This window comes from Halomonas sp. DQ26W (assembly GCF_003339685.1).
In the GTDB taxonomy this organism is placed as follows: Bacteria; Pseudomonadota; Gammaproteobacteria; order Pseudomonadales; family Halomonadaceae; genus Halomonas.
In genome coordinates this window covers 30,238-49,659 of sequence record NZ_QPKI01000009.1, presented here as the reverse complement: position 1 = coordinate 49,659, position 19,422 = coordinate 30,238, and the positions used below count along the sequence as shown (strand labels likewise).

Below are 19,422 nucleotides of genomic sequence, written 5' to 3'. Positions count from 1 at the left end.
ATGCCTCAGTATCGACGTCATGCTGGTGGCTATACTGATTTGCGAGGAGTGCGTCATGGGTGTGAAGTGGTTCGCCACGGCATTGATCGTGCTGGGGGTAGGTTTGACCCTGTTCGGCTTTCAGACCCAGAACCCGGCGATGTTCGTCGGGTTGACGCTGGCCGTACTGGGCGTCGTGGTAATCTTTACAGGCCGCCGAAACCGGCCGTGAAGGCCTGACAAGGCCCGAGGTCGGGCTTATCATGTCGCTATCGTCACAGTCCTTCTCCCCAATGCGGGCGAAGGGCTGTTTTAGTTGTAGGGCCGGCAGCGTGTTCACCTCGCCGACCGGCCAAAAGGAGGTCGTCATGTCACCCCGTCCCCCCATTCTCATCAACCGTCTGGATGCTGATCGCCTGCAGCGTCTGATTGATCAGGTGGATGAGAAAGACCGCTTCGTCGCCGACTGCCTTGAGGAGGAGCTCGAACGGGGCCAGGTGGTCGACCCGGAAGAGATCCCCGATGATGTGGTCAGCATGAACAGCCAGGTGCAGTTCACCGACCTGAACCGCAATCGGCAGATCATCCGCACCTTGGTCTACCCTCATGCCCTGGCCAAGACCGAAGACGGTATCTCGGTCATGGCGCCCATCGGCGCGGGGCTGATCGGCCTGCGTATCGGTGACGTCATTGACTGGCCGCTGCCCGGAGGCGGCGAGACCAAGCTACGCATCGACGCCATCCTGTGGCAGCCGGAGCGGGAAGGGCAGTTTCACCGCTGAGGACATGAGCGGTGCTGAAGGGCGGCGTCGGCTGCATCGAGGAGAGGATCGGAATGCCGTTTTCGCTATGGATGTCGCTGGTGGCAGTCTGTGCCATGGGGGCCATGTCCCCCGGGCCCAGCTTGGTGCTGGTGCTGCGCCACACCCTGGGCGGAGGTCGCGCGCCGGGAGTGGCGGCGGCGCTCTTTCATGCGCTGGGCGTGGGGTTCTATGCCCTGTTGACGGTATGGGGGCTGGGAGCGCTGATCGCACGCTTCCCGGCCCTGTTCCAGGCGATCACCTGGGCGGGCGCGGCCTACCTGGCCTGGCTCGGCATCAAGGCGCTGCGCGCCGGGCGGGTCAGCGCCCTTGAGGCGAAGGCCACGGCCACGACCCGCAGCCAGGCGGCGCGGGAAGGCATGCTGGTGGCGCTGGGCAACCCCAAGCTGATCCTGTTCTTCATTGCACTGCTCAGCCAGTTCGTGGCCCCGGATATGAGCCTGGCGGCGAAGGCGATCATCGTGCTCACTGCCATGATCATCGACGGCGGCTGGTATGTGCTGGTGGCGGTTTCACTGACGCACTCCCGGGTGCTGCCTTGGCTCCAGAGCCGCGCCCACTGGATCCATCGCATTACCAGCGTGATGCTGCTGGCCCTTGCCCTGCGGGTGGTAGTCGGCCCTCTCGGTTGATAGCGTTGACAGCCGCCCCGGCCCTAGCGTCGGGGATGATGATAGCCTCGAGGCTATTCGCAAGCGGAAACCCCCATGAACGTGTTGTCGATAGAAGAAGAGGACCGCGCCCTGGTCGTTGTTCTGGACGAGGATCCCGATGTAGTGGCAGTCCTGTCGCTCCAGCTGCATGTGCTGGGTATGGAAAGCCGCTGCTATCGTCGGGCTGACCTCCTGTTGGAGGAGATCTCCGAATGTGACCCTCAACTGGTCATCATGGGGCTGGAATTCGGCGACCCGGACGGGATAGCCCTGCTGCGCCTGCTGGCCGAACGGCGCTATGCAGGCTGGGTGTTGCTGCTGGGCGGCGTCGAGCGCAAGATTTCGCGCATCGCCGAACGGGTGGGGCATACCCTGGGCCTGCAGATGCTCGGTTCGCTGGAAAAGCCGATGCGGTTGGCCGAACTGCGCCAGCGGCTGGACCGACTGCATTTGGGGCGCAAACCGGCCATTGCGCCCGAGGATGACCCTTTCTTCTCCGCCGCAGAGCTCGACCGAGCCTTGGAGCGGCACGAACTCACCCTCCACTACCAGCCGCAGTTCGAGCTCGCCACGGGCCGCTTGAGCGGTGTCGAGGCGCTGGTGCGCTGGTCGCACCCCGAGATCGGGCTGATCGGGCCGGCCAGCTTCCTGCCCATGCTTACCGTCGGCCAGAGCCGTCGCCTGACCTGCCACGTGCTTGAGCAGGCGCTTGCCGATGCTGCGCAGTGGGCTAGCATGGGCGTTGTACTGTCGTTGTCGGTAAATGTTACCGCCGATGACCTCATGGAGTCGCAGCTACTCTCGATGATACACCATTGGCGGCCGGGCGAGCCGCCCCAGGTGGTGCTAGAGATCACCGAGACCGCGGCCATGGATGACGAACTGCTGGGCTCGGAAATAGCCGCCCGGCTGCACCTCAACGGGATGGAGGTGTCGGTAGATGACTTCGGCGTGGGGTTCTCCTCGCTGTCACGCTTGCAGATGCTGCCGATCAGCGAACTCAAGATCGACCGTAGCTTCGTGAGTCACCTGCAGCAGGACTCCCAGGATGCGGCCATCGTCGAGGCGGTCGCCCTGCTGGGGCGCCGCCTGGGTATCCGGGTGGTGGCCGAAGGGGTCGAGGAGCTCGACTGCCTGCCGACCCTGGCCCGTTTTGGCTGTACCCATGTGCAGGGTTTTGGCCTGTCGCGGCCTGTCCCCGCCGACATGATTCCCGAGTTGGCCTCGGATCAGTCACCGATCCGTGCCAGGATCGTCGCCAGCGTGGCATCGGCCGGTATCACACCGTAGGCCGGGCTGGCTTCCACGCCAAGGCGCGAGCGGCAGAAGGTCTCGGCCACCTCGTTGGGGGCATGGCGCAGCAGCAGTGACGCCTGCAAGCACTGTGCCAGGCGCTGGGCCAGCCAGCGTGCCCTGGCCTCCAGTGCGCCGGTGGGCAGCGCCAGGTCGCGTTCCAGTCCAGCCAACGCCAAGTCGAAGTCCGGCTGCTGTCCCCGGGCCGCGGCCAGCTCGGCCCGCAGTGCCTCAATCGACTCCGGGTGCCGGGCCAGTACCCGCAGCACGTCGAGACACATCACGTTGCCCGACCCCTCCCAGATCGAGTTCACGGGCGCCTCACGGTAGAGCCGCGCCAGCGGCGTCTCCTCCACGTAGCCGATGCCGCCCAGGCACTCCATGGCCTCGGCCATGAAACCGGGTCCGCGCTTGTTGTGCCAGTACTTGGCTAGTGACGGCAGCAGCCGGGCCAGGGCGGTTTGTCGGTCGTCTCCTCGTGCAACCCCGTCGAAGGCATGGGCGGTGCGCATGGCGAGGGCGATCCCGGCTTCCACCTCCAGCGCCAGGTCGGCGAGAACGCTACGCATCAGCGGCTGTTCGGCCAGCACTTTTCCAAAGGCGTGTCGTTGCCGCGTGTGGTGCCAGGCTTCCGTCAGGGCCAGGCGCATCATACCCACCGGTGCAGTGGCCGCGTCCAGCCGGGTTTGTTGGACCATGTCGATGATGGTCGCCACGCCGCGGCCGGGATCGCCCAACGGGGTCGCCCAAGCGCCACGATACTCGATCTCGGCGGAGGCATTGGCGCGATTTCCGCATTTTTCCTTGAGCCGCTGCAGCTCGATGGCGTTGCGCTCTCCGTCCGGCGTGAAACGCGGCACCAGGAAGCAGGAGAGGCCGTCGTTGGTCTGGGCCAGGGTGAGAAAGGCATCGGACATCGGCGCGCTGCAGAACCACTTGTGACCGGTTAGTCGCCAACCCTCGCCGTCGGGTTCGGCGCGTGTGGAATTGCTGCGTACATCGCTGCCCCCCTGCTTCTCGGTCATGGCCATGCCAAAGGTAAGGCCTCGCTTTTGTGCGGCTGGCAGGGGGCGGGGATCATAGGCGTTGGCCAGCAGGCCAGGTGCCCAGGCGGCCTCCACGTCCGGACTGTGGCGTAGCACCGGCATGGCAGCGTGGGTCATGGTCACCGGGCAGCAGAAGCCTGGCTCGGCCTGGGTCAGCAGGTAGAGGGCGGCGATATGGGCCTGGTGGCCCCCGCGCCCCTCCTCCTGCCAGGCCACCGCATGCCAGCCGCCCGCCATCGCCATCGTCATCAGCTCGTGGTAGGCGGGGTGGTAGTGCACTTCATCCAGGCGTCGGCCGTGGCGATCGAAAAGGTGCAGCTCCGGTGGGTGGCGGTTGGCTTCCTCTCCCAAGGCTGCGACTCGGGTGCTGCCGGTTTCTCGGCCCAGGGGGGCGAGGCGCTCGGCGACCCACGGCGGGGCCTCCCTGGCCAGCGCCTCGCGCAGCGGCAGGTCCCCGGCAAGCAGGTCCCGGTCGCCCCGGGGAGCGGGCTGGTTGAGCACCTCGTGGGTCGCCATGCGGGTTCGGGGGGACGAGCGGTTCATGGCGGAGCTCCTTGGGAAACACTGCACAAATGCCTGCGCGAGCGAATCGCTGCGTTGCGCGGTGCTCGGAGTCCTCACATATACCCCATATGCTCCGGGTCCTGTGCTCCGCGCGCCTTGCGCTTCATCTCGCTCGTCGATTTGTTCAGCGTTTCCCTTGCGGTCAGTATTTCAGGGGATTGTTCCGAAGCATGGTCAGTGCATCGGGCGGGGTCAATGTGACGTCGAGCGTGACGACGGCGGCACCACTGGGTAGGCTTGTGGCTCGAACCTGCGGAGGTGACCGTGACGGCCAAGACCCCTCTCGACCCGATTCTGCCGACGCCGCTGGTGGCCGATGAGTCCATCCAGCTGGTGGATGCCCGCAACCGCCCCTGCGGTAGCGCCCCCCGGGCGCTGATGCGCCGCTTCCAGTTCTGGCACCGGGCCACCTACGTGGTCATCCTCAATCGACAGGGTGAGATCTGCGTTCAGCGCCGCACCCTGATCAAGGAGGTGTTTCCCGGCGGACTCGACCTGGCCGCGGGGGGCGTGGTCGGTGCCGGCGAGGCCGTGCATGTGGCGGCGCGTCGTGAGCTGGCCGAGGAGCTGGGCATTTGCGGCGTCCCCCTGAGTCATGCCGGGGAGTTCCGGTACGACCGGGGCGGCAACCACATCTTCGGCAGTCTTTATCTGGTCGAGTACGATGGCCCTCTCACCCTGCAGGTGGAAGAGGTCGCCGATACTTTCTGGTGTTCCCTGGAGGAGGCGCTGGCGCTGGAGGAGATCACACCGGATACCCGCCAGGCCGTGGACGAGCTGATCGCGTCCGGTTGGCTGGAGACGGGGCGATGAATGCATTGACGTCGGTGGGGGACCTGGAGGCCGTGATCGCCACTCTGGACCGGGTGGTGCTGGGCAAGTCCCGGGAGGTGCGCCTGGCCCTGTGCTGCCTGCTCTGTCGCGGCCACCTGCTGATCGAGGACCTGCCGGGGCTGGGCAAGACCACCCTGGCCCAGGCGTTGGCGCGGGTTACGGGGCTCGATATGCAGCGCCTACAGTTTACCAGCGACCTGCTGCCCGCCGACGTGCTGGGGGTGTCGGTCTTCGACCCGCGTGAGGCGAGTTTCCGTTTCCACCCCGGGCCGATTTTCCATGGCCTGGTACTGGCCGACGAGATCAATCGCGCCACGCCCAAGACCCAGAGCGCACTACTCGAAGCGATGGAGGAGGGCCAGGTCACCGTGGAGGGCGAGACCCGCGCGCTTCCCGATCCCTTTTTCGTCATCGCTACCCAGAACCCCCAGGACCAGGCCGGCACCTTTGCATTGCCGGAGTCGCAGTTGGACCGCTTCCTGATGCGGCTGTCGCTGGGCTATCCCGATTTTCGCGCCGAGCGCGATATCCTGCGCGGCCTGGCGGGTCGTAGCCGGCTCGACGAGCTGGATGTGCTGCTGGACGGCGAACGCCTGCGCCACTGGCAGACGAAGGTCGCGACGATCCATGTCGCCGACCGTGTGCTCGACTACGTCCAGGCCCTGGGGCGGGCCAGCCGTGAGCGCCCCGAACTGGCCTGGGGGCTATCGACCCGGGGCCTGCTGGCGCTGGTGCAGGCAGCACGTGGCTGGGCGCTACTGGCCGGACGCGACCATGTGCTGCCCGAGGACGTACAGGCCGTCTGGAGGCCGGTAGCCGGCCATCGCCTGAGCAGTGGTCATCGCGAGGAGGGCGAGGCGCTGGCCATGCACTTGCTCGGTCGTGTACCGGTCCAGGCCTGACCATGTCCACGGCCAAGGTCGGCGCGTCAGTACCCGGTAGGCGAGGGGCGAGCGTCCCCAGGGGGCTGCGTGCCTGGCTCGGTCGACGCCTGACCATCGCTCCCGGCGAACCCCTGCCGCAGCGTCGGCTTTTCCTGCTTCCCACTCGCTTCGGCCTGGTCTGGATCGCCCTGGTGGCAGTACTGCTGCTTTTCGGCGTCAACTACCAGAACAGCCTCGCTTATGCGCTGGCCTTCTGGCTGGCGGGGCTGGCAGTGGTCGTACTGGTGCGTACCTGGCGCAACCTGCTGGGTGTCACCGTCGAGCTCCAGTTGCCCCGGGAGGCCTTCGTCGGACGCGAGTCGCGGCTCCGGGTGGTGATAAGGGCCGCACGCCCGCGAACCGCCATCGGGCTTGTTCTGGACGTTCATGGCGCCACGCTGCCGCGCCTGGAAACTGAGGCCACGGCAAGCCTGCCTTGGCGCACCGGGCAGCGTGGTTGGCAGTTGCCGCCCACCCTGCGCCTGGAGACCAGTTGGCCACTGGGGCTGGTGCGGGCAGTGGCCTGGGTGCAGCCAACCACTGAACTACTCGTCTATCCGGCACCGCTGGAGGTGGCGGGGCCGGAGCGCCGCCAGCTCGGTGAAGGGCTGGACGCCACCGACTTTGCCGGACTGCGCCGCTTCGAACGTGGCGATAGCGCCACGCGAGTGGCCTGGAAACAGTGGAGCCGCAGCGGCATCCTTACCACCAAGGTATTCAGTGTGCCACCTCGTCAGCAGCTGTGGCTGGATTACGCCAATTGCCGGGGCAGCCCCGAACGCCGCCTGTCACTGCTCTGTGCCCGGGTGCTGGCGCATCATCGAGCCGGGGATCGCTATGGCCTGCGGCTGCCAGGGCTGGAACTGCCCCAGGGGGAGGGCGAAAGCCAGCGGCGGACTGCATTGGATGCGCTGGCGCTGTTCCCGGCCGCCACCGAAGGAGCGGACGGCGAATGATCGACTGGCTGGTGGGTCGCCGTCGTCAACCCCCGGAGGTGGCGGTGTTGGCAGACGGGCACGAACTCGGTGCCGGCATGCTGCGCCAACTGTTTATTGGCCAGTGCCTGGTGCTGGCGCTGCATCTGATCTGGATGCCGGCCTGGCTTGTAGGGCTGGCCTTGGCTGTGGCGATCTGGCGCTATTTCCAGCTGCGTCAGCGGGTGCCTCGGGCTGGGCGTCTGCTGCGCCTGGGGGGCGTTGCGCTGCTGCTGGGCGCGCTATGGCTGCAGTACGGCGTACTGCACGACATGGATGGGCTGATCGGGCTGCTGCTGGGCGTCTACCTGCTCAAGCTGCTGGAGACCCACAACCGACGCGATGCACGGGTGGTGGTGGTAATCGGGATCATCGCGACCAGCGTTGCGTTCCTGCACGAACAGGGGATCCTGATGGCGCTGGGCGCCCTGATGGCGCTGGCCTGGCTGCTGCAGTCGCTGACCCGACTGGCCGGTGCCCCAGATGCACGCTGCGCCTGGGTCGAAGCCGGTTGGCTGCTGCTGTTTTCGGCGCCATTGATGGTGGTGCTGTTCCTGGCCGTTCCGCGCCTGGGTCCGCTATGGAGCATGCCACAGATGGATCGTGCCTCCACTGGGTTGTCCGACCAGGTGTCACCGGGAGATATCGCACAACTGTCGCGCAGCGATGCCCGGGCCTTTCGCGTGTCATTCGACGGCGAAGAGCCAGCGACCCATGAGCGCTACTGGCGTGTCTATACGCTCTCCGGCACCGATGGCAGGCGCTGGTTTCGCGCGCCGCCCGACGAGTTGGCCGCCACGCTGGGTCAAAGCGAAGGCGCGTTCGTCCGCGAGGCGCGCCGGTCACCCTGGGTAGATGAAGCAGCCGAAGCAGGCCGCTTTCGCGCCGAGCTGCTGCTGGAGCCGGACAGTCGGCCCTGGCTCCCCTCGCTGGGCACGCCGCTGGCCAGCGACAGCGAACAGCGCTACCTGGCCGACGGCACCCTGGAGCGATTGACGTCGCAGAGCTCACGCAGTCTGCTGCGCCTGGAGAGCAGCGGGGCGGCACCGGCCAATGCCGACCCCGCTGGCGACGCCTGGAACAGCCTGCTGCCGAGCCAGGTCAATCCCCGGACCCGGGCGCTGGGTGAGCAATTGTGGCAGGAGAGCGGGGGCGATAAACGTGCCTTTCTGGCAGCGATCATGGCGCACTTCGGTGAGTCCCCCTTCCGCTATACGCTCATGCCGCCACGCCTGGGCTCCCGCCATCGGGTCGATGAATTCCTGTTCGAGAGTCGAGCCGGCTACTGCACCCACTACGCCTCGGCCGCGGCGACCCTGATTCGGGCAGCGGGAATTCCGGCACGGCTGGTGGTCGGTTTTCTGGGCGGTGAACGCCATCCGGATGGCTACTTCACCGTCCGCGACTACGACGCTCACGCCTGGGTCGAGGTGTGGCTCGATGGCGCCTGGCAGCGCCTGGACCCCACGGCTGCTATTGCCCCCGAGCGGATCGAGCTGGGTCCCCAGGCCGTCGAGGGTGGCGCCGAGGTCTTTCTGGCCGACTCGCCCTTTTCCTCGCTGCGCCTGCGCGAGCTGGGCTGGGTCAACCGCCTGCGGCTGCGGTGGGAGAGCCTGGAGTACCAGTGGCAGCGAGGCGTCATCGGTTACCAACGGGCCACCGCCAGGGAGTTCATGCTGGGCCTTGGCGAACGGCTGGAGGCAGGATACGGCTGGCTCAGTACATATCTACGCTCGGCACTCTGGAGGGGTGCGGCCTGGCTGGGAGGCACAGTGCTGGGGCTGGCTGGCCTGACATGGCTGCTGCGTATCGGCTTGCACCAGCGCCGCTGGCGTAACGAAAGCGACATGCTGGGGTATCTGCGGGGCCGACTGGTGTGCCTGGGCCTGGGACCTACCTCCGGCGAGACCCCGGCCGGCCACCTGCTGCGTGTTGCCCCGGCACTCGGCTCCGTGGGGGCGGCCCTTCGCACCATTGCCGAGGAGTATGAGCGATTAGCCTATGCACCGCTGAACGAGGCGGAAAGGAGCGCTGGTCGGCGGCGGCTACGACAGGCCACCAAGGAGATAGGGCGGTACTTGGCGACGCCGCGCTATCGAGCCCGCCGGGCTGGTGCCGCGGGGGATGACGTGGCATCGTGAAAGGATGTCAGCAAGGCAGGCGACCTATGGCCATTCACGAACACGAATGCCGCACCTATCGCGGCGAGCCCTTCAATCTGCAGGCCCTCAAGGGGCAGGTGCTGCTGATCGTCAATGTGGCGAGCCGTTGCGGTTTTACGCCACAGTTGCATGAGCTGCAGCGGCTCTATGGCCGCCATCGCGATCGTGGTTTAACCGTGCTGGCTTTTCCCTGCAACCAGTTTGCCCGTCAGGCGCCTGAGTCGGCCATGGATTTCTGCGCCTTCAGCTCGACCCGATACGGCGTCACCTTTCCGGTCATGCAGAAGGTCAAGGTCAACGGTTCGCAGGCTCATTCGCTCTTCAAGGAGCTGAAACGCGAGGCGCCGGGTGTGCTCGGCACCACGATGATCAAATGGAATTTCACCAAGTTCCTGGTGGGCCGGGATGGCCGGGTGATACGGCGCTTCGCGCCGGGCGAGCACGGCGTTACTCTGGAGCTGGCTCTGGAGCTGGCCTTGGATGAGACCTGAACAGGCGCGACCCTAACTGGGAGACTCACCGCGTTCGAGCATCACGCGCATCATCAGTTCGTTCCAGCGGTGACGGGTCATCATGGTGGTCAAGCCGGAGAACAGCGCCCAGCTCTTGCGCCGCCAGCCCTTGAGCCGCATGTTGTGGGCGACCAGGCGTTTCATGAGCTGATAGTCGTCGAACTTGCGCCACTCGCTGGCGACCGACATCTGATTTCGCGACAGCACAGGGGCCAGTTCCAGGCGGAAGATCCACTCCAGTTGATGAAGTGTCAGGTCGTGGCGCTGGATCACTTCCACCATGTGCGTGAACTCACGCTCACCGGGTTCACGGTCCAGCCATAGCGGGGCGAGTGCCAGCCACAGCTCGCCGCGCTCATCGACCAGCGTCTGTGCATCCATCGTTCTCTCCTGCCTGCGCGTTACCCGGGAAATGTATCCTGCCCCACTCGAAGGCCCGGCTCAAGAGCGGACAGGAGGGATGACGGACGCGAGCAGCCTGCCGGACTTAACGCTGATCTGCTGCGAAATCCGGGCTTTCGGCCAATTTCATTCGATCGGATTCGTTAAATAGCGGGCTATTCGCCTCATCCGATTGATAAACTTGGCTCGAAATCCGACTTTCTCGCGACGACCGGTCAAGCCCGGCAGACTGCTAGAATGCCACCACAGCCCACTCACATCCGCCCGATGCTGCTGTGCCAGCGGCGGGCCATGACAATGAGGTTAGACGTGATCATCAAACCCAAGGTTCGCGGTTTCATCTGCACTACCACCCACCCCATCGGCTGCGAGAAGAGCGTGCTCGAGCAGATCGAGGCAACTCGTGCCCGTGGATTTGACCCAACCGCGGGTCCGAAGAAGGTCCTGGTGATCGGTGCCTCAAGTGGCTACGGCTTGGCGGCGCGTATCACCGCGGCCTTCGGCTACGGTGCCGATACCCTGGGGGTCTTCTTCGAGAAACCGGGCAGCGAGAAGAAGCCCGGCACCGCTGGCTGGTACAACAGCGCTGCCTTCGACCGGTTCGCCAAGGCCGAGGGGCTTTACAGCAAGTCGATCAACGGCGATGCCTTCTCCCACGAAGCCCGCGAGACGGCCATCGAGCTGATCAAGCAGGATATGGGCCAGGTCGACCTGGTGGTCTATTCGCTGGCGTCGCCGGTACGCAAGCTGCCCGACAGCGGTGAGCTGAAGCGCTCTGCCCTCAAGCCTATCGGCGAGACCTACCGCGCCACCGCCATCGATACCAATAAGGATGTAATCATCGAAGCCGAGGTCGAGCCGGCCACCGAGCAGGAGATCGAGGACACCAAGGCCGTCATGGGAGGCGAGGACTGGGAACTGTGGATGGATGCCCTGGACCAGGCCGGCGTGCTGGCGCCCGGGGCACGCAGCGTCGCCTTTAGCTACATCGGCACCGAGATCACCTGGCCCATCTACTGGCACGGCGCCCTGGGCAAGGCCAAGGAGGACCTGGATCGCGCCGCCGGCGAGATCGACGCCAGGCTCAAGGCCACGGGCGGCGGCGCCAACGTGGCGGTGCTCAAGTCGGTGGTGACCCAGGCCAGTGCCGCGATTCCGGTGATGCCGCTCTATATCGCCATGGTCTACAAGGTGATGAAGGAGAAGGGGCTGCATGAGGGCACCATCGACCAGCTCAACCGCCTGTTCGGTGAGAGCCTCTATTCACCGCAGGGGCAGGGCGGCGAGTTCGTCACCGACGAAGCCGGCCGCCTGCGCTTCGACGACTGGGAACTGCGTGACGACGTACAGCAGGCGTGCAAGGACCTCTGGCCCAAGGTGACCAGCGAAAACCTGTTCGAGATCACCGACTATGCTGGTTATAAGCACGAGTTCCTGAAGCTGTTCGGATTCGAGCGGGACGACGTGGACTACGATGCCGATGTGAACCCCGAGGTGACCTTTGATGTCGTGAGTTTATAGCCTGCTGATACGAGACTGAGATGCTCGCGTTGCAGGCAGAAGAAGGAGACGACGATGGACACGAAGGAAAGCAAGACCGCTCAAGAGGAGTACCAGCACCTCAAGGAAGTGAGGACGCCGGAGGACTTCGAGCATCCCGAGCCTGATGCCGCTCAGCCGGAGGCCAGGAGGCCGGCCAAGGGTTGGCACTGGCTGCTGCTGGCAACGGCGGTATTGGCGGGTGGCTTTCTGATCTACCGGCTGTTCTCGGCGCTCTTGGCCTGACCGTTTGCTGCCTCCACCAACACCCTGCGTCCCTGAGTCGCGGGGTGTTTCGTCACTCACCCTGCATTCGTCACTCACCCTGCATTCGTCGCTAACGCTGCCGATCGAGTAAGATCACAGTCCCGTTCCGGCTCACGGCGTAGCGTTCCATGCCCGACACCCCCACCGTCACTCTTAGCACGTCAGCGACCCGTCGGGTCGGGGCGCTGACGTTGCCGGGCTTCTCCCTGCTTGCCCAGGCGTGCGCCCTGGAACCGCTGGTAATGGCCAACCAGCTGGCCGGCAGGCGTCTCTATCGTGTGCTGGCTTATAGTTCCGGCGGTGGCGAGACGCCAAGCCTTGCTGAACTCAGCCTGGCGGCGGGCAAGCCTTTCGACGAGGCGGAAGCCGAGCTAGACATGCTGGTCGTCTGTGCCCCGACACCTCTGTCAGCGAATGCCGATGGCGCCCTCGTTGCCCGCTTGCGCGCACTGGGCAGAAGCGGTGTCGTGTTGGTCGGCGTGGGCGGTGGCACCGAGCTGTTGGCGCGTGCCGGTGTGCTTGATGGCTACCGCGCCACGCTGCCGTGGCAGCGCTTCACCGCCTTCACCCGCGACTTTCCTCGCGTCCGGCTCTCCCAGCAGCTGTTCGAGATCGACCGTGACCGGCTCACCTGCGGTGGCGGTACGGCGGCCATGGACATGATGATGACGCTGATCGCCTCCCACCACGGCAACGAGTTGGCCGAGCGGGTCTCCGAGCATTTCGTGCTGGAGCGGATCCGCATGGCAGACGAGCCCCAGCAGGTGCCGCTGCGTGCCCGCCTGGGCCATGCGCCGGCGCCGCTGGTGGATGCGGTGATGCTGATGGAGGCCAATATCGAGGAGCCTTTGACCACCCACGAGCTGGCCGAACACCTGGGCATCTCCCGGCGCCAGCTGGAGCGGCTGTTCAAGAAGTATCTCCAGGCCGTGCCCGGCCGCTACTACCTCGACCTTCGCCTGCAGGAAGCCCGGCGACTCCTGCGCGACAGCGACCTGCCCGCCGGCGAGATCGCCATGAAGACGGGCTTCTCCTCCCCGGCGCACTTTTCCACCGCCTATCGCAATCATTTTGGGGTGACGCCCCGGGAGGAGCGGCTGCACTAAGCACCGCCGGCGGCCGTGCCGACAGCCATTTTCACAAGATGGAGTCCCATAGCTGAAAGCCCGGATGGCTGGGGCTCCGTATACTCGAATGACAGTAGCGCTTCGTTTGCCCTTTTTTGCTGGAATGGAGACCGACATGAGCCAGACCCCGACCCGCGCCGACTTCGATCAGTACATGGTGCCTAACTATTCTCCCCAGAAGGTCATCCCGGTGCGCGGCGAGGGCAGTCGCCTGTGGGACCAGGAGGGGCGCGAGTATATCGATTTCGCCGGGGGTATTGCGGTCAACTCCCTCGGCCACTGCCATCCGGTGCTGGTCGAGGCGCTCACCAAGCAGGCGAACACGCTCTGGCACCTCTCCAATGTCTACACCAACGAGCCGGCGCTGGCCCTGGCCCGGACGCTGGTGGAGCGCACCTTCGCCGACAAGGTCTACCTGTGCTCATCCGGTGGTGAAGCCAACGAGGCGGCGCTGAAGCTGGCGCGCCGCTGGGCCCATGACAACGGCGGTGAGCACAAGAGTCGCATCGTCTCGTTCTCGCAGTCGTTTCACGGACGTACCTTCTTTACCGTCAGCGTCGGCGGCCAGCCCAAGTACTCACAGGGCTTCGGACCGGTGCCGGGCGGCATCGTCCACGGCGAGTTCAATAACCTCGATAGCGTGCGTGACCTGATCGATGACGACACCTGTGCGGTGATGGTCGAGCCGATGCAGGGCGAGGGCGGTATCGTCCCGGCGACCCAGGAGTTCCTGCAGGGGCTGCGCGACCTGTGCGACGCCCACGATGCCCTGCTCATTTTCGACGAAGTGCAGACCGGCGTGGGCCGTACCGGCTCGCTCTACGCCTACATGGAATTCGGTGTGACCCCGGATATCCTGACCAGTGCCAAGGGCCTTGGCGGCGGGTTCCCGGTGGGGGCGATGCTGACTACCGATCGTGTCGCCCCGGCGCTTGCCATCGGCACCCACGGCTCCACCTACGGCGGCAATGCGCTGGCTTCCGCCGTGGCCCTGGCCGCGGTCGAGTACATCGCGACGCCGGCGGTTCTCGATGGCGTCAAGCAGCGCCACGACCTGTTCCGCGAGCATCTGGAGGCGATCAATCGCAAGCATGGCGTGTTCAAGGAAGTACGCGGCATGGGGATGCTGGTCGGCGCCGAGATGGCGCCCGAATACACCGATCGGGCCAAGGACATCCTGCCGCTGGCCATCGAGGAGGGGTTGATGGCCCTGATCGCCGGGCCCAACGTGCTGCGCATGGCGCCGTCGCTGGTGATTCCCGAAGCCGATATCAGCGAAGGCATGGCGCGCCTCGAGCGGGCCGTGGAGCGACTGGTGACGGCCAAGTGAAGGCCGGCCAGACCCTGCACGATGCCGCCAACCGACCCGGAGACCCTGCCATGATGGTCGTACGCCCCGTCCGGCCGGCCGACCTGCCGGCACTGGAGCGGCTGGCGGGCACCGCCTCGCCGAGCCTGACCAACCTGCCGGCCCATCGCGACAGGCTGGAGGAGCGCATCGCGCGCTCGCGACACTCTTTCAGCCGCGAAGTCGATTTCCCCGGCGACGAGCTTTATACCTTCGTCCTCGAGGACCTGGAGCGCGGCGAGGTGGTGGGTACCGCCACCATCCGCGCCGAGGCCGGGGCCCGCGAGGCCTACTACACCTACCGCCAGGAGACCCTGATCCATGCCTCGCAGCAGCTCAACGTGCGCCGCGAGGTGCAGACCCTGGCGCTCTCCCACGAGGTCTCCGAGACCACTCAGCTCTGTGCCCTGTCGATCGAGCCGCGCTACCGCGGCACCAGTGCCGAGAGCCTGCTGCGCCGGGCCAGACTGATGTTCATCGCCCAGTACCCCGAGCGCTTCGCCGAGGTGCTGGCGATGGCCTTTCCCGGTTACCTGGACGAGCAGGGCGAGTCGCCGTTCTGGAACAGCGTGGGGCGCCATTTTTTCGTGCGCGACTACCACGAAATCAACTACCTGGCCGGGGTGCGCTCGAAGAGCTTCATCGCCGAGGTGATGCCGCAGTTCCCGCTCTACCTGGCCTTGCTGACGCCCCAGGCCCGGGCGGCGATCGGCCGTGAACACCCGGACCACGAAAGCGCCATGGCCGAGATGCTGGCCGAGGGCTTCCTGCGCTCGCGCCATGTGGACATCTTTGATGCCGGCCCGGTGATCAAGGGTGAGCGCGACCGCCTGGCGAGCTTTCGCCGTGCCGCCTGGCACCCGGTGCGGGTGCGCCCGGCCCATGTGCTGCCGGATGCCGAGCCAGCCATGATCGCCAACCAGCGGTTGGGTGAATTCCGCTGCGTGGTGGCCCGCTACGCGCTGTCACCCACCGGCCAGCTGATGCTCTCGTCGGAGCACGCCGAACTGCTGGGCGTCGAGGAGGGGCGTGCGGTGCTGGTGGCGCCGTTGGCTCTGGCAGCGGACGAGGCCGAGCTGGGCTACGACGAGGGAGAGCTGTGATGCGCATTCGAGCGATTGCCGAGTCCGACCTGGACGAACTGCAGGCTCTGGCGCGAGAGACCGGGGTGGGTTTCACCTCGCTGCCCGACAACCGCGAGTTTCTCGCCGAGAAGATCGACCTGGCGGTGACCGCCTTCGAGCAGTGCTCCCCGTCGGACCGGCGCAACTATTTCTTCGTGCTGGAGGACGAGGCCAGCGGTGCGCTGGCGGGCTGCTGCGCCATCGAAGGGCAAGTGGGGCGAGAGGTGCCCTTCTACCATTATCGCCTGGGCACCCTGGCCCACTCATCGGTACAGCTCGACCTGCACCGTACCATCGATACTCTCTTTCTCAGCTCTGACCACACCGGCGATGCCGAAGTGGCATCGCTGTTCCTGCGCCCCCAGTACCGTGGCGAGGACCGGCGCCATCAGCGCAACGGCGCCTTGCTGTCGATGATGCGCTGGCTGTTCATCGCCGAGTTTCGCGATCAGTTTCCCGACAAGGTGCTGGCCGAGATGCGTGGTGTCTTCGATGAGCGGGGCAAGAGCCCCTTCTGGGAGTGCCTGGGCAGCCACTTCTTCCCGCTGGATTTCGACGAGGCGGACCGCCTGACCGGGCTGGGGCAGAAGAGCTTCATCGGTGAGCTAATGCCCAAGTTTCCCATCTATACCCCGTTCCTCTCCGATGAGGCACGCGCCTGCATCGGCCAGGTGCACCGCGATACCCGCCCGGCGCTGGCCATGCTCAAGAAGGAGGGGCTGCGCTGGGAAGGCTTCATCGACATCTTCGACGGCGGCCCCACCGTCGAAGCTTATATCGACGACGTGCGCGCGGTGCGCAAGTCGCGCCGCTGCCGGGTGGAGGTCCATGCGGGCAGCGAGCCACCCGCTGCACGGCCGCGATGGCTGGCGGCAAGTACCGACATGGCCGCCTTCCGCGCCGCCTGGGTGGCGAGCGGACCCAACGAGGACGACACCATCACCCTGAGCGAGCAGGAGGCGCAGCGGCTAGACGTTGCCGCCGGCGACCCCTTGCGCGTACTGGATACCGAGGAGACACCATGAAAGCCATGCAGCAACTGTCGATCGACGGCACCTGGCAGGCGGGCGCTGCGTCGCGCCTCACCAAGCAGGACCCGGTTTCCGGCGAAACCCTGTGGCAGGGAAATGCCGCCAGCGACTCCCAGGTGTCGGCGGCGGTGGCTGCCGCCCGTGGTGCCTTTGCGGATTGGGCACGGCGCTCCTTCGACGAGCGGCTGGCGGTGGTGGAGCGTTTCCGCGGGCTGCTGGAAACCCACCGCGAGGACCTGGCCCGAGCCATTGCCGCGGAAACCGGCAAGCCGCTTTGGGAAGCCCGTACCGAGGTGGGGGCGATGATCGGCAAGGTGGCGATCTCGGTGCGGGCCTACCATGAGCGCACCGGCGAGCGCAGCCGTGACGTGGGCGACACTCGTGCGGTACTGCGTCACCGACCCCATGGGGTGATGGCGATATTCGGTCCCTATAACTTCCCCGGACACCTGCCCAACGGGCATATGGTGCCTGCGCTGTTGGCCGGCAACACGGTGGTGTTCAAGCCCAGCGAGCAGACCCCACTGACTGCCGACCTCACCCTGCAGTGCTGGCAGGAAGCGGGGCTGCCCGCTGGGGTGATCAACCTGGTGCAGGGTGGCGCGCCGGTGGGCCAGGCGCTGTCGTCGCACCCGGGTATCGACGGCCTGCTGTTCACCGGCAGCGCCAAGGTGGGCGGGCTGCTCAACCGGCAGTTCGCCGATCAGTTCGACAAGATCCTGGCCCTGGAGCTCGGTGGCAACAACCCGCTGGTGGTCAAGGACGTGCACGACCAGGATGCTGTGGTGCTGACCATTCTGCAGTCGGCCTTCCTCTCCGGCGGCCAGCGCTGCACCTGTTCCCGTCGGCTGATGGTGCCCGAGGGTCAGGTCGGCGATCACCTGCTTGACGCTCTGGTGGACGCCATCGGTCGGTTGCACGTGGCCGGCCAGTTCGCCGAACCGGCACCGTTCTACGGTGGCCTGGTCAGCCCGGCGGCGGCCCAGGGGCTGCTCAAGGCCCAGGATGAGCTGGAGGCGCTGGGTGGTGTGGTGCTGGCACGCATGGAGTGCCTGAAGGAGGGCACCAGCCTGCTGTCGCCAGCACTGATCGACGTCACCGGCCTGGATGTACCCGACGAGGAGCACTTCGGTCCGCTATTGAAAGTATACCGTTATAAAGACTGGGGCGAAGCGATCACTATCGCCAATGACACTCGCTATGGTCTCTCCGCCGGCCTGATTGGCGGCGAGCGCGCTGACTGGGATCACTTCCTGCTGCGCATTCGTGCCGGCATCGTCAACTGGAACCGTCAGACCACCGGCGCCTCCGGCGATGCCCCCTTCGGTGGGGTGGGCGACAGCGGTAACCATCGCCCAAGTGCCTTCTACGCAGCCGACTACTGCGCCTATCCGGTGGCCTCCATGGAGAGCGGCGAGCTGCATCTGCCTGACCAACTGCCGCCGGGGGTGGTGTTATGAGCGACGCTGTGACGCTGCACGACGAGGGCTACCGGGAAGTCAATTTCGATGGCCTGGTGGGGCCGACCCACAACTACTCGGGCCTGGCCCACGGTAACGTGGCGTCCATGTCCCACGGCGGACTGGTCTCCAATCCCCGTGAAGCCGCACTGCAGGGGCTCGCCAAGATGAAGTCGCTGATGGACGCCGGCTACGCTCAGGGCGTGCTGCCGCCCCAGCAGCGTCCGGACCTCGGCGCCCTGCGGGCGCTGGGATTTTCCGGCAGCAATTCCGAGGTGTTGGCCCGGGCGGCCAGCGAAGCGCCCCAGGTGCTGCGCGCGGTGTGTTCGGCTTCGAGCATGTGGACGGCCAATGCCGGCACGGTGACACCCAGCCGCGATGCACCGGACGGTCGGGTACACTTCACCCCGGCCAACCTGCAGTCGAGCTTTCACCGCTATCTGGAGCCGGAGACCACCGGTCGCGTGCTGGCGGCGATCTTCCACGACGAGAGCCACTTCGCCCACCATTCAGTGTTGCCGGCGACCCCGGCTTTCTCCGACGAGGGAGCGGCCAACCATACCCGCCTCTGCGGTGAGCACGGTGACCCCGGGGTTCACCTCTTCGTTTACGGCCGCCAGGCCTTCGGCGGGCGCATCGAGCCGCGCAAGTTCCCGGCCCGCCAGACCCTGGAGGCGAGCCAGGCCGTGGCGCGACAGCATGGCTTGAGCACCGACCAGACAGTATTCGCCCAGCAGCTTCCCGACGCCATCGATGCCGGCGTGTTTCACAACGATGTAATCGCGGTGGGCAACGGCCCGGTGCTGCTCTATCACGAAATGGCCTTCCTCGACGAACAGGCCACGCTGGATGAACTGAGGGCCAAGATGGCGACGCCCCTGATTCCTGTGCGGGTGCCGTTGGAGGCGGTAAGCCTCGAAGATGCCGTGGCCTCCTACCTGTTCAATTCCCAGCTGCTCAGTAACCCGGACGGCAGCATGACCCTGGTGGTCCCCGGCGAGTGCCAGGAGCGCGAGGCGGTGTGGCGGACCATTCAGGACCACCTGCTGGCGGGTAACAACCCTATCGGCGAAGTCGTCGTCAAGGACGTCAAACAGAGCATGCGTAACGGTGGTGGGCCTGCCTGCCTGCGCCTGCGGGTGGCACTTTCGCAGGTGGAGCGATCGGCACTGACCGGCCGGGTGCTGCTCAACGACGGGCTTCATGACGAGCTGACCGCCTGGGTCGAGCGTCACTATCGCGAACGCCTGGCCCCCGACGATCTGGCCGACCCGCAACTGGCCGACGAGACCCTGACGGCGCTGGACGAGCTGACGCGGATCCTGGAGATCGGCTCGGTCTATCCGTTTCAACTGGGCTGAGC

General features: G+C 66.0%; 19 protein-coding genes. 17 read left to right on the top strand and 2 right to left on the bottom strand.

Annotation, left to right across the window (positions count from 1 at the left end):
- Positions 1-55 precede the first annotated feature (55 nt).
- The 4 genes from DU490_RS17155 to DU490_RS06625 all read left to right on the top strand — a co-directional run bounded on the left by DU490_RS17155 (position 56) and on the right by DU490_RS06625 (position 2,743).
- On the top strand, positions 56-211 hold the full coding sequence (locus DU490_RS17155; protein WP_181869988.1) for a DUF202 domain-containing protein: 156 nt from the start codon (positions 56-58) through the stop codon (positions 209-211).
- A gap of 136 nt (positions 212-347) precedes the next feature.
- Complete coding sequence (gene rnk, locus DU490_RS06635; RefSeq protein ID WP_114573542.1) at positions 348-761, top strand: nucleoside diphosphate kinase regulator; 414 nt, start codon at positions 348-350, stop codon at positions 759-761.
- 53 nt (positions 762-814) lie between these two features.
- Entirely contained in the window at positions 815-1,432 is a 618-nt protein-coding gene (locus tag DU490_RS06630; protein WP_114573541.1) for a LysE family translocator, read from the top strand.
- A 75-nt stretch (positions 1,433-1,507) separates the two neighbouring features.
- Positions 1,508-2,743, top strand: a complete 1,236-nt coding sequence (locus DU490_RS06625; RefSeq protein WP_114573540.1) for an EAL domain-containing protein — start codon at positions 1,508-1,510, stop codon at positions 2,741-2,743.
- On the opposite strand, the gene DU490_RS06620 is transcribed toward DU490_RS06625, so the two are convergent.
- Positions 2,683-4,335: an isovaleryl-CoA dehydrogenase gene (locus DU490_RS06620; protein WP_114573539.1), complete on the bottom strand. Its 1,653-nt coding sequence runs from the start codon at positions 4,333-4,335 to the stop codon at positions 2,683-2,685. The two genes, DU490_RS06625 and DU490_RS06620, sit on opposite strands and share 61 nt — an antisense overlap.
- 285 nt (positions 4,336-4,620) lie before the next feature.
- Between DU490_RS06620 and DU490_RS06615 the strand changes: the two genes are divergently transcribed.
- Genes DU490_RS06615 through DU490_RS06595 form a run of 5 tightly spaced genes read left to right on the top strand, consistent with a single transcriptional unit; the run spans position 4,621 to position 9,740 of the window.
- On the top strand, positions 4,621-5,169 hold the full coding sequence (locus tag DU490_RS06615) for an NUDIX hydrolase (protein ID WP_258801402.1): 549 nt from the start codon (positions 4,621-4,623) through the stop codon (positions 5,167-5,169).
- A complete protein-coding gene (locus DU490_RS06610) occupies positions 5,166-6,092 on the top strand; it encodes a MoxR family ATPase (RefSeq protein WP_114573538.1) in 927 nt (308 codons plus the stop codon). Before DU490_RS06615 ends, DU490_RS06610 begins: the two co-directional genes overlap by 4 nt.
- Before the next feature lie 2 nt (positions 6,093-6,094).
- Positions 6,095-7,069 carry a DUF58 domain-containing protein gene (locus DU490_RS06605; RefSeq protein ID WP_114573537.1) on the top strand — a complete coding sequence of 325 codons (975 nt, stop codon included), beginning with the start codon at positions 6,095-6,097 and terminating at the stop codon, positions 7,067-7,069.
- Positions 7,066-9,228 carry a DUF3488 and transglutaminase-like domain-containing protein gene (locus DU490_RS06600; protein ID WP_114573536.1) on the top strand — a complete coding sequence of 721 codons (2,163 nt, stop codon included), beginning with the start codon at positions 7,066-7,068 and terminating at the stop codon, positions 9,226-9,228. Before DU490_RS06605 ends, DU490_RS06600 begins: the two co-directional genes overlap by 4 nt.
- 26 nt (positions 9,229-9,254) lie before the next feature.
- Positions 9,255-9,740, top strand: a complete 486-nt coding sequence (locus DU490_RS06595) for a glutathione peroxidase (protein ID WP_114573535.1) — start codon at positions 9,255-9,257, stop codon at positions 9,738-9,740.
- Between the two features lie 12 nt (positions 9,741-9,752).
- Here DU490_RS06595 and DU490_RS06590 read toward each other — a convergent pair whose 3' ends face one another.
- A complete protein-coding gene (locus DU490_RS06590) occupies positions 9,753-10,142 on the bottom strand; it encodes a hypothetical protein (RefSeq protein ID WP_114573534.1) in 390 nt (129 codons plus the stop codon).
- 330 nt (positions 10,143-10,472) lie between these two features.
- On the opposite strand from DU490_RS06590, the gene fabV reads away from it, so the two are divergent.
- The 8 genes from fabV (at position 10,473) to astB (ending at position 19,420) form a co-directional block, all read left to right on the top strand.
- A complete protein-coding gene (fabV, locus tag DU490_RS06585; RefSeq protein WP_114573533.1) occupies positions 10,473-11,684 on the top strand; it encodes an enoyl-ACP reductase FabV in 1,212 nt (403 codons plus the stop codon).
- 54 nt (positions 11,685-11,738) lie between these two features.
- On the top strand, positions 11,739-11,948 hold the full coding sequence (locus DU490_RS06580) for a hypothetical protein (protein WP_114573532.1): 210 nt from the start codon (positions 11,739-11,741) through the stop codon (positions 11,946-11,948).
- Between the two features lie 149 nt (positions 11,949-12,097).
- Complete coding sequence (locus tag DU490_RS06575) at positions 12,098-13,075, top strand: GlxA family transcriptional regulator (protein WP_181869987.1); 978 nt, start codon at positions 12,098-12,100, stop codon at positions 13,073-13,075.
- A gap of 136 nt (positions 13,076-13,211) precedes the next feature.
- Complete coding sequence (locus DU490_RS06570) at positions 13,212-14,426, top strand: aspartate aminotransferase family protein (protein WP_114573531.1); 1,215 nt, start codon at positions 13,212-13,214, stop codon at positions 14,424-14,426.
- Positions 14,427-14,476: 50 nt separating this feature from the next.
- Positions 14,477-15,547, top strand: coding sequence for an arginine N-succinyltransferase (locus tag DU490_RS06565; RefSeq protein ID WP_114573602.1), 1,071 nt, complete (start codon positions 14,477-14,479; stop codon positions 15,545-15,547).
- Positions 15,547-16,593: an arginine N-succinyltransferase gene (gene astA, locus DU490_RS06560; protein ID WP_114573530.1), complete on the top strand. Its 1,047-nt coding sequence runs from the start codon at positions 15,547-15,549 to the stop codon at positions 16,591-16,593. Before DU490_RS06565 ends, astA begins: the two co-directional genes overlap by 1 nt.
- Complete coding sequence (gene astD / locus DU490_RS06555; RefSeq protein WP_114573529.1) at positions 16,590-18,059, top strand: succinylglutamate-semialdehyde dehydrogenase; 1,470 nt, start codon at positions 16,590-16,592, stop codon at positions 18,057-18,059. Before astA ends, astD begins: the two co-directional genes overlap by 4 nt.
- Positions 18,056-19,420: an N-succinylarginine dihydrolase gene (gene astB / locus DU490_RS06550; protein WP_114573528.1), complete on the top strand. Its 1,365-nt coding sequence runs from the start codon at positions 18,056-18,058 to the stop codon at positions 19,418-19,420. Before astD ends, astB begins: the two co-directional genes overlap by 4 nt.
- Positions 19,421-19,422 lie beyond the last annotated feature (2 nt).

Excerpts from the sequence above, each read along its gene's own strand:
- DU490_RS17155 (WP_181869988.1), top strand. The coding sequence starts at position 56 with ATGGGTGTGAAGTGGTTCGCCACGGCATTGATCGTGCTGGGGGTAGGT.
- rnk (WP_114573542.1), top strand. The coding sequence starts at position 348 with ATGTCACCCCGTCCCCCCATTCTCATCAACCGTCTGGATGCTGATCGC.
- DU490_RS06630 (WP_114573541.1), top strand. The coding sequence starts at position 815 with ATGCCGTTTTCGCTATGGATGTCGCTGGTGGCAGTCTGTGCCATGGGG.
- DU490_RS06625 (WP_114573540.1), top strand. The coding sequence starts at position 1,508 with ATGAACGTGTTGTCGATAGAAGAAGAGGACCGCGCCCTGGTCGTTGTT.
- DU490_RS06620 (WP_114573539.1), bottom strand. The coding sequence starts at position 4,335 with ATGAACCGCTCGTCCCCCCGAACCCGCATGGCGACCCACGAGGTGCTC.
- DU490_RS06610 (WP_114573538.1), top strand. The coding sequence starts at position 5,166 with ATGAATGCATTGACGTCGGTGGGGGACCTGGAGGCCGTGATCGCCACT.
- DU490_RS06605 (WP_114573537.1), top strand. The coding sequence starts at position 6,095 with ATGTCCACGGCCAAGGTCGGCGCGTCAGTACCCGGTAGGCGAGGGGCG.
- DU490_RS06600 (WP_114573536.1), top strand. The coding sequence starts at position 7,066 with ATGATCGACTGGCTGGTGGGTCGCCGTCGTCAACCCCCGGAGGTGGCG.
- DU490_RS06595 (WP_114573535.1), top strand. The coding sequence starts at position 9,255 with ATGGCCATTCACGAACACGAATGCCGCACCTATCGCGGCGAGCCCTTC.
- DU490_RS06590 (WP_114573534.1), bottom strand. The coding sequence starts at position 10,142 with ATGGATGCACAGACGCTGGTCGATGAGCGCGGCGAGCTGTGGCTGGCA.
- DU490_RS06580 (WP_114573532.1), top strand. The coding sequence starts at position 11,739 with ATGGACACGAAGGAAAGCAAGACCGCTCAAGAGGAGTACCAGCACCTC.
- DU490_RS06575 (WP_181869987.1), top strand. The coding sequence starts at position 12,098 with ATGCCCGACACCCCCACCGTCACTCTTAGCACGTCAGCGACCCGTCGG.
- DU490_RS06570 (WP_114573531.1), top strand. The coding sequence starts at position 13,212 with ATGAGCCAGACCCCGACCCGCGCCGACTTCGATCAGTACATGGTGCCT.
- DU490_RS06565 (WP_114573602.1), top strand. The coding sequence starts at position 14,477 with ATGATGGTCGTACGCCCCGTCCGGCCGGCCGACCTGCCGGCACTGGAG.
- astA (WP_114573530.1), top strand. The coding sequence starts at position 15,547 with ATGCGCATTCGAGCGATTGCCGAGTCCGACCTGGACGAACTGCAGGCT.
- astD (WP_114573529.1), top strand. The coding sequence starts at position 16,590 with ATGAAAGCCATGCAGCAACTGTCGATCGACGGCACCTGGCAGGCGGGC.
- astB (WP_114573528.1), top strand. The coding sequence starts at position 18,056 with ATGAGCGACGCTGTGACGCTGCACGACGAGGGCTACCGGGAAGTCAAT.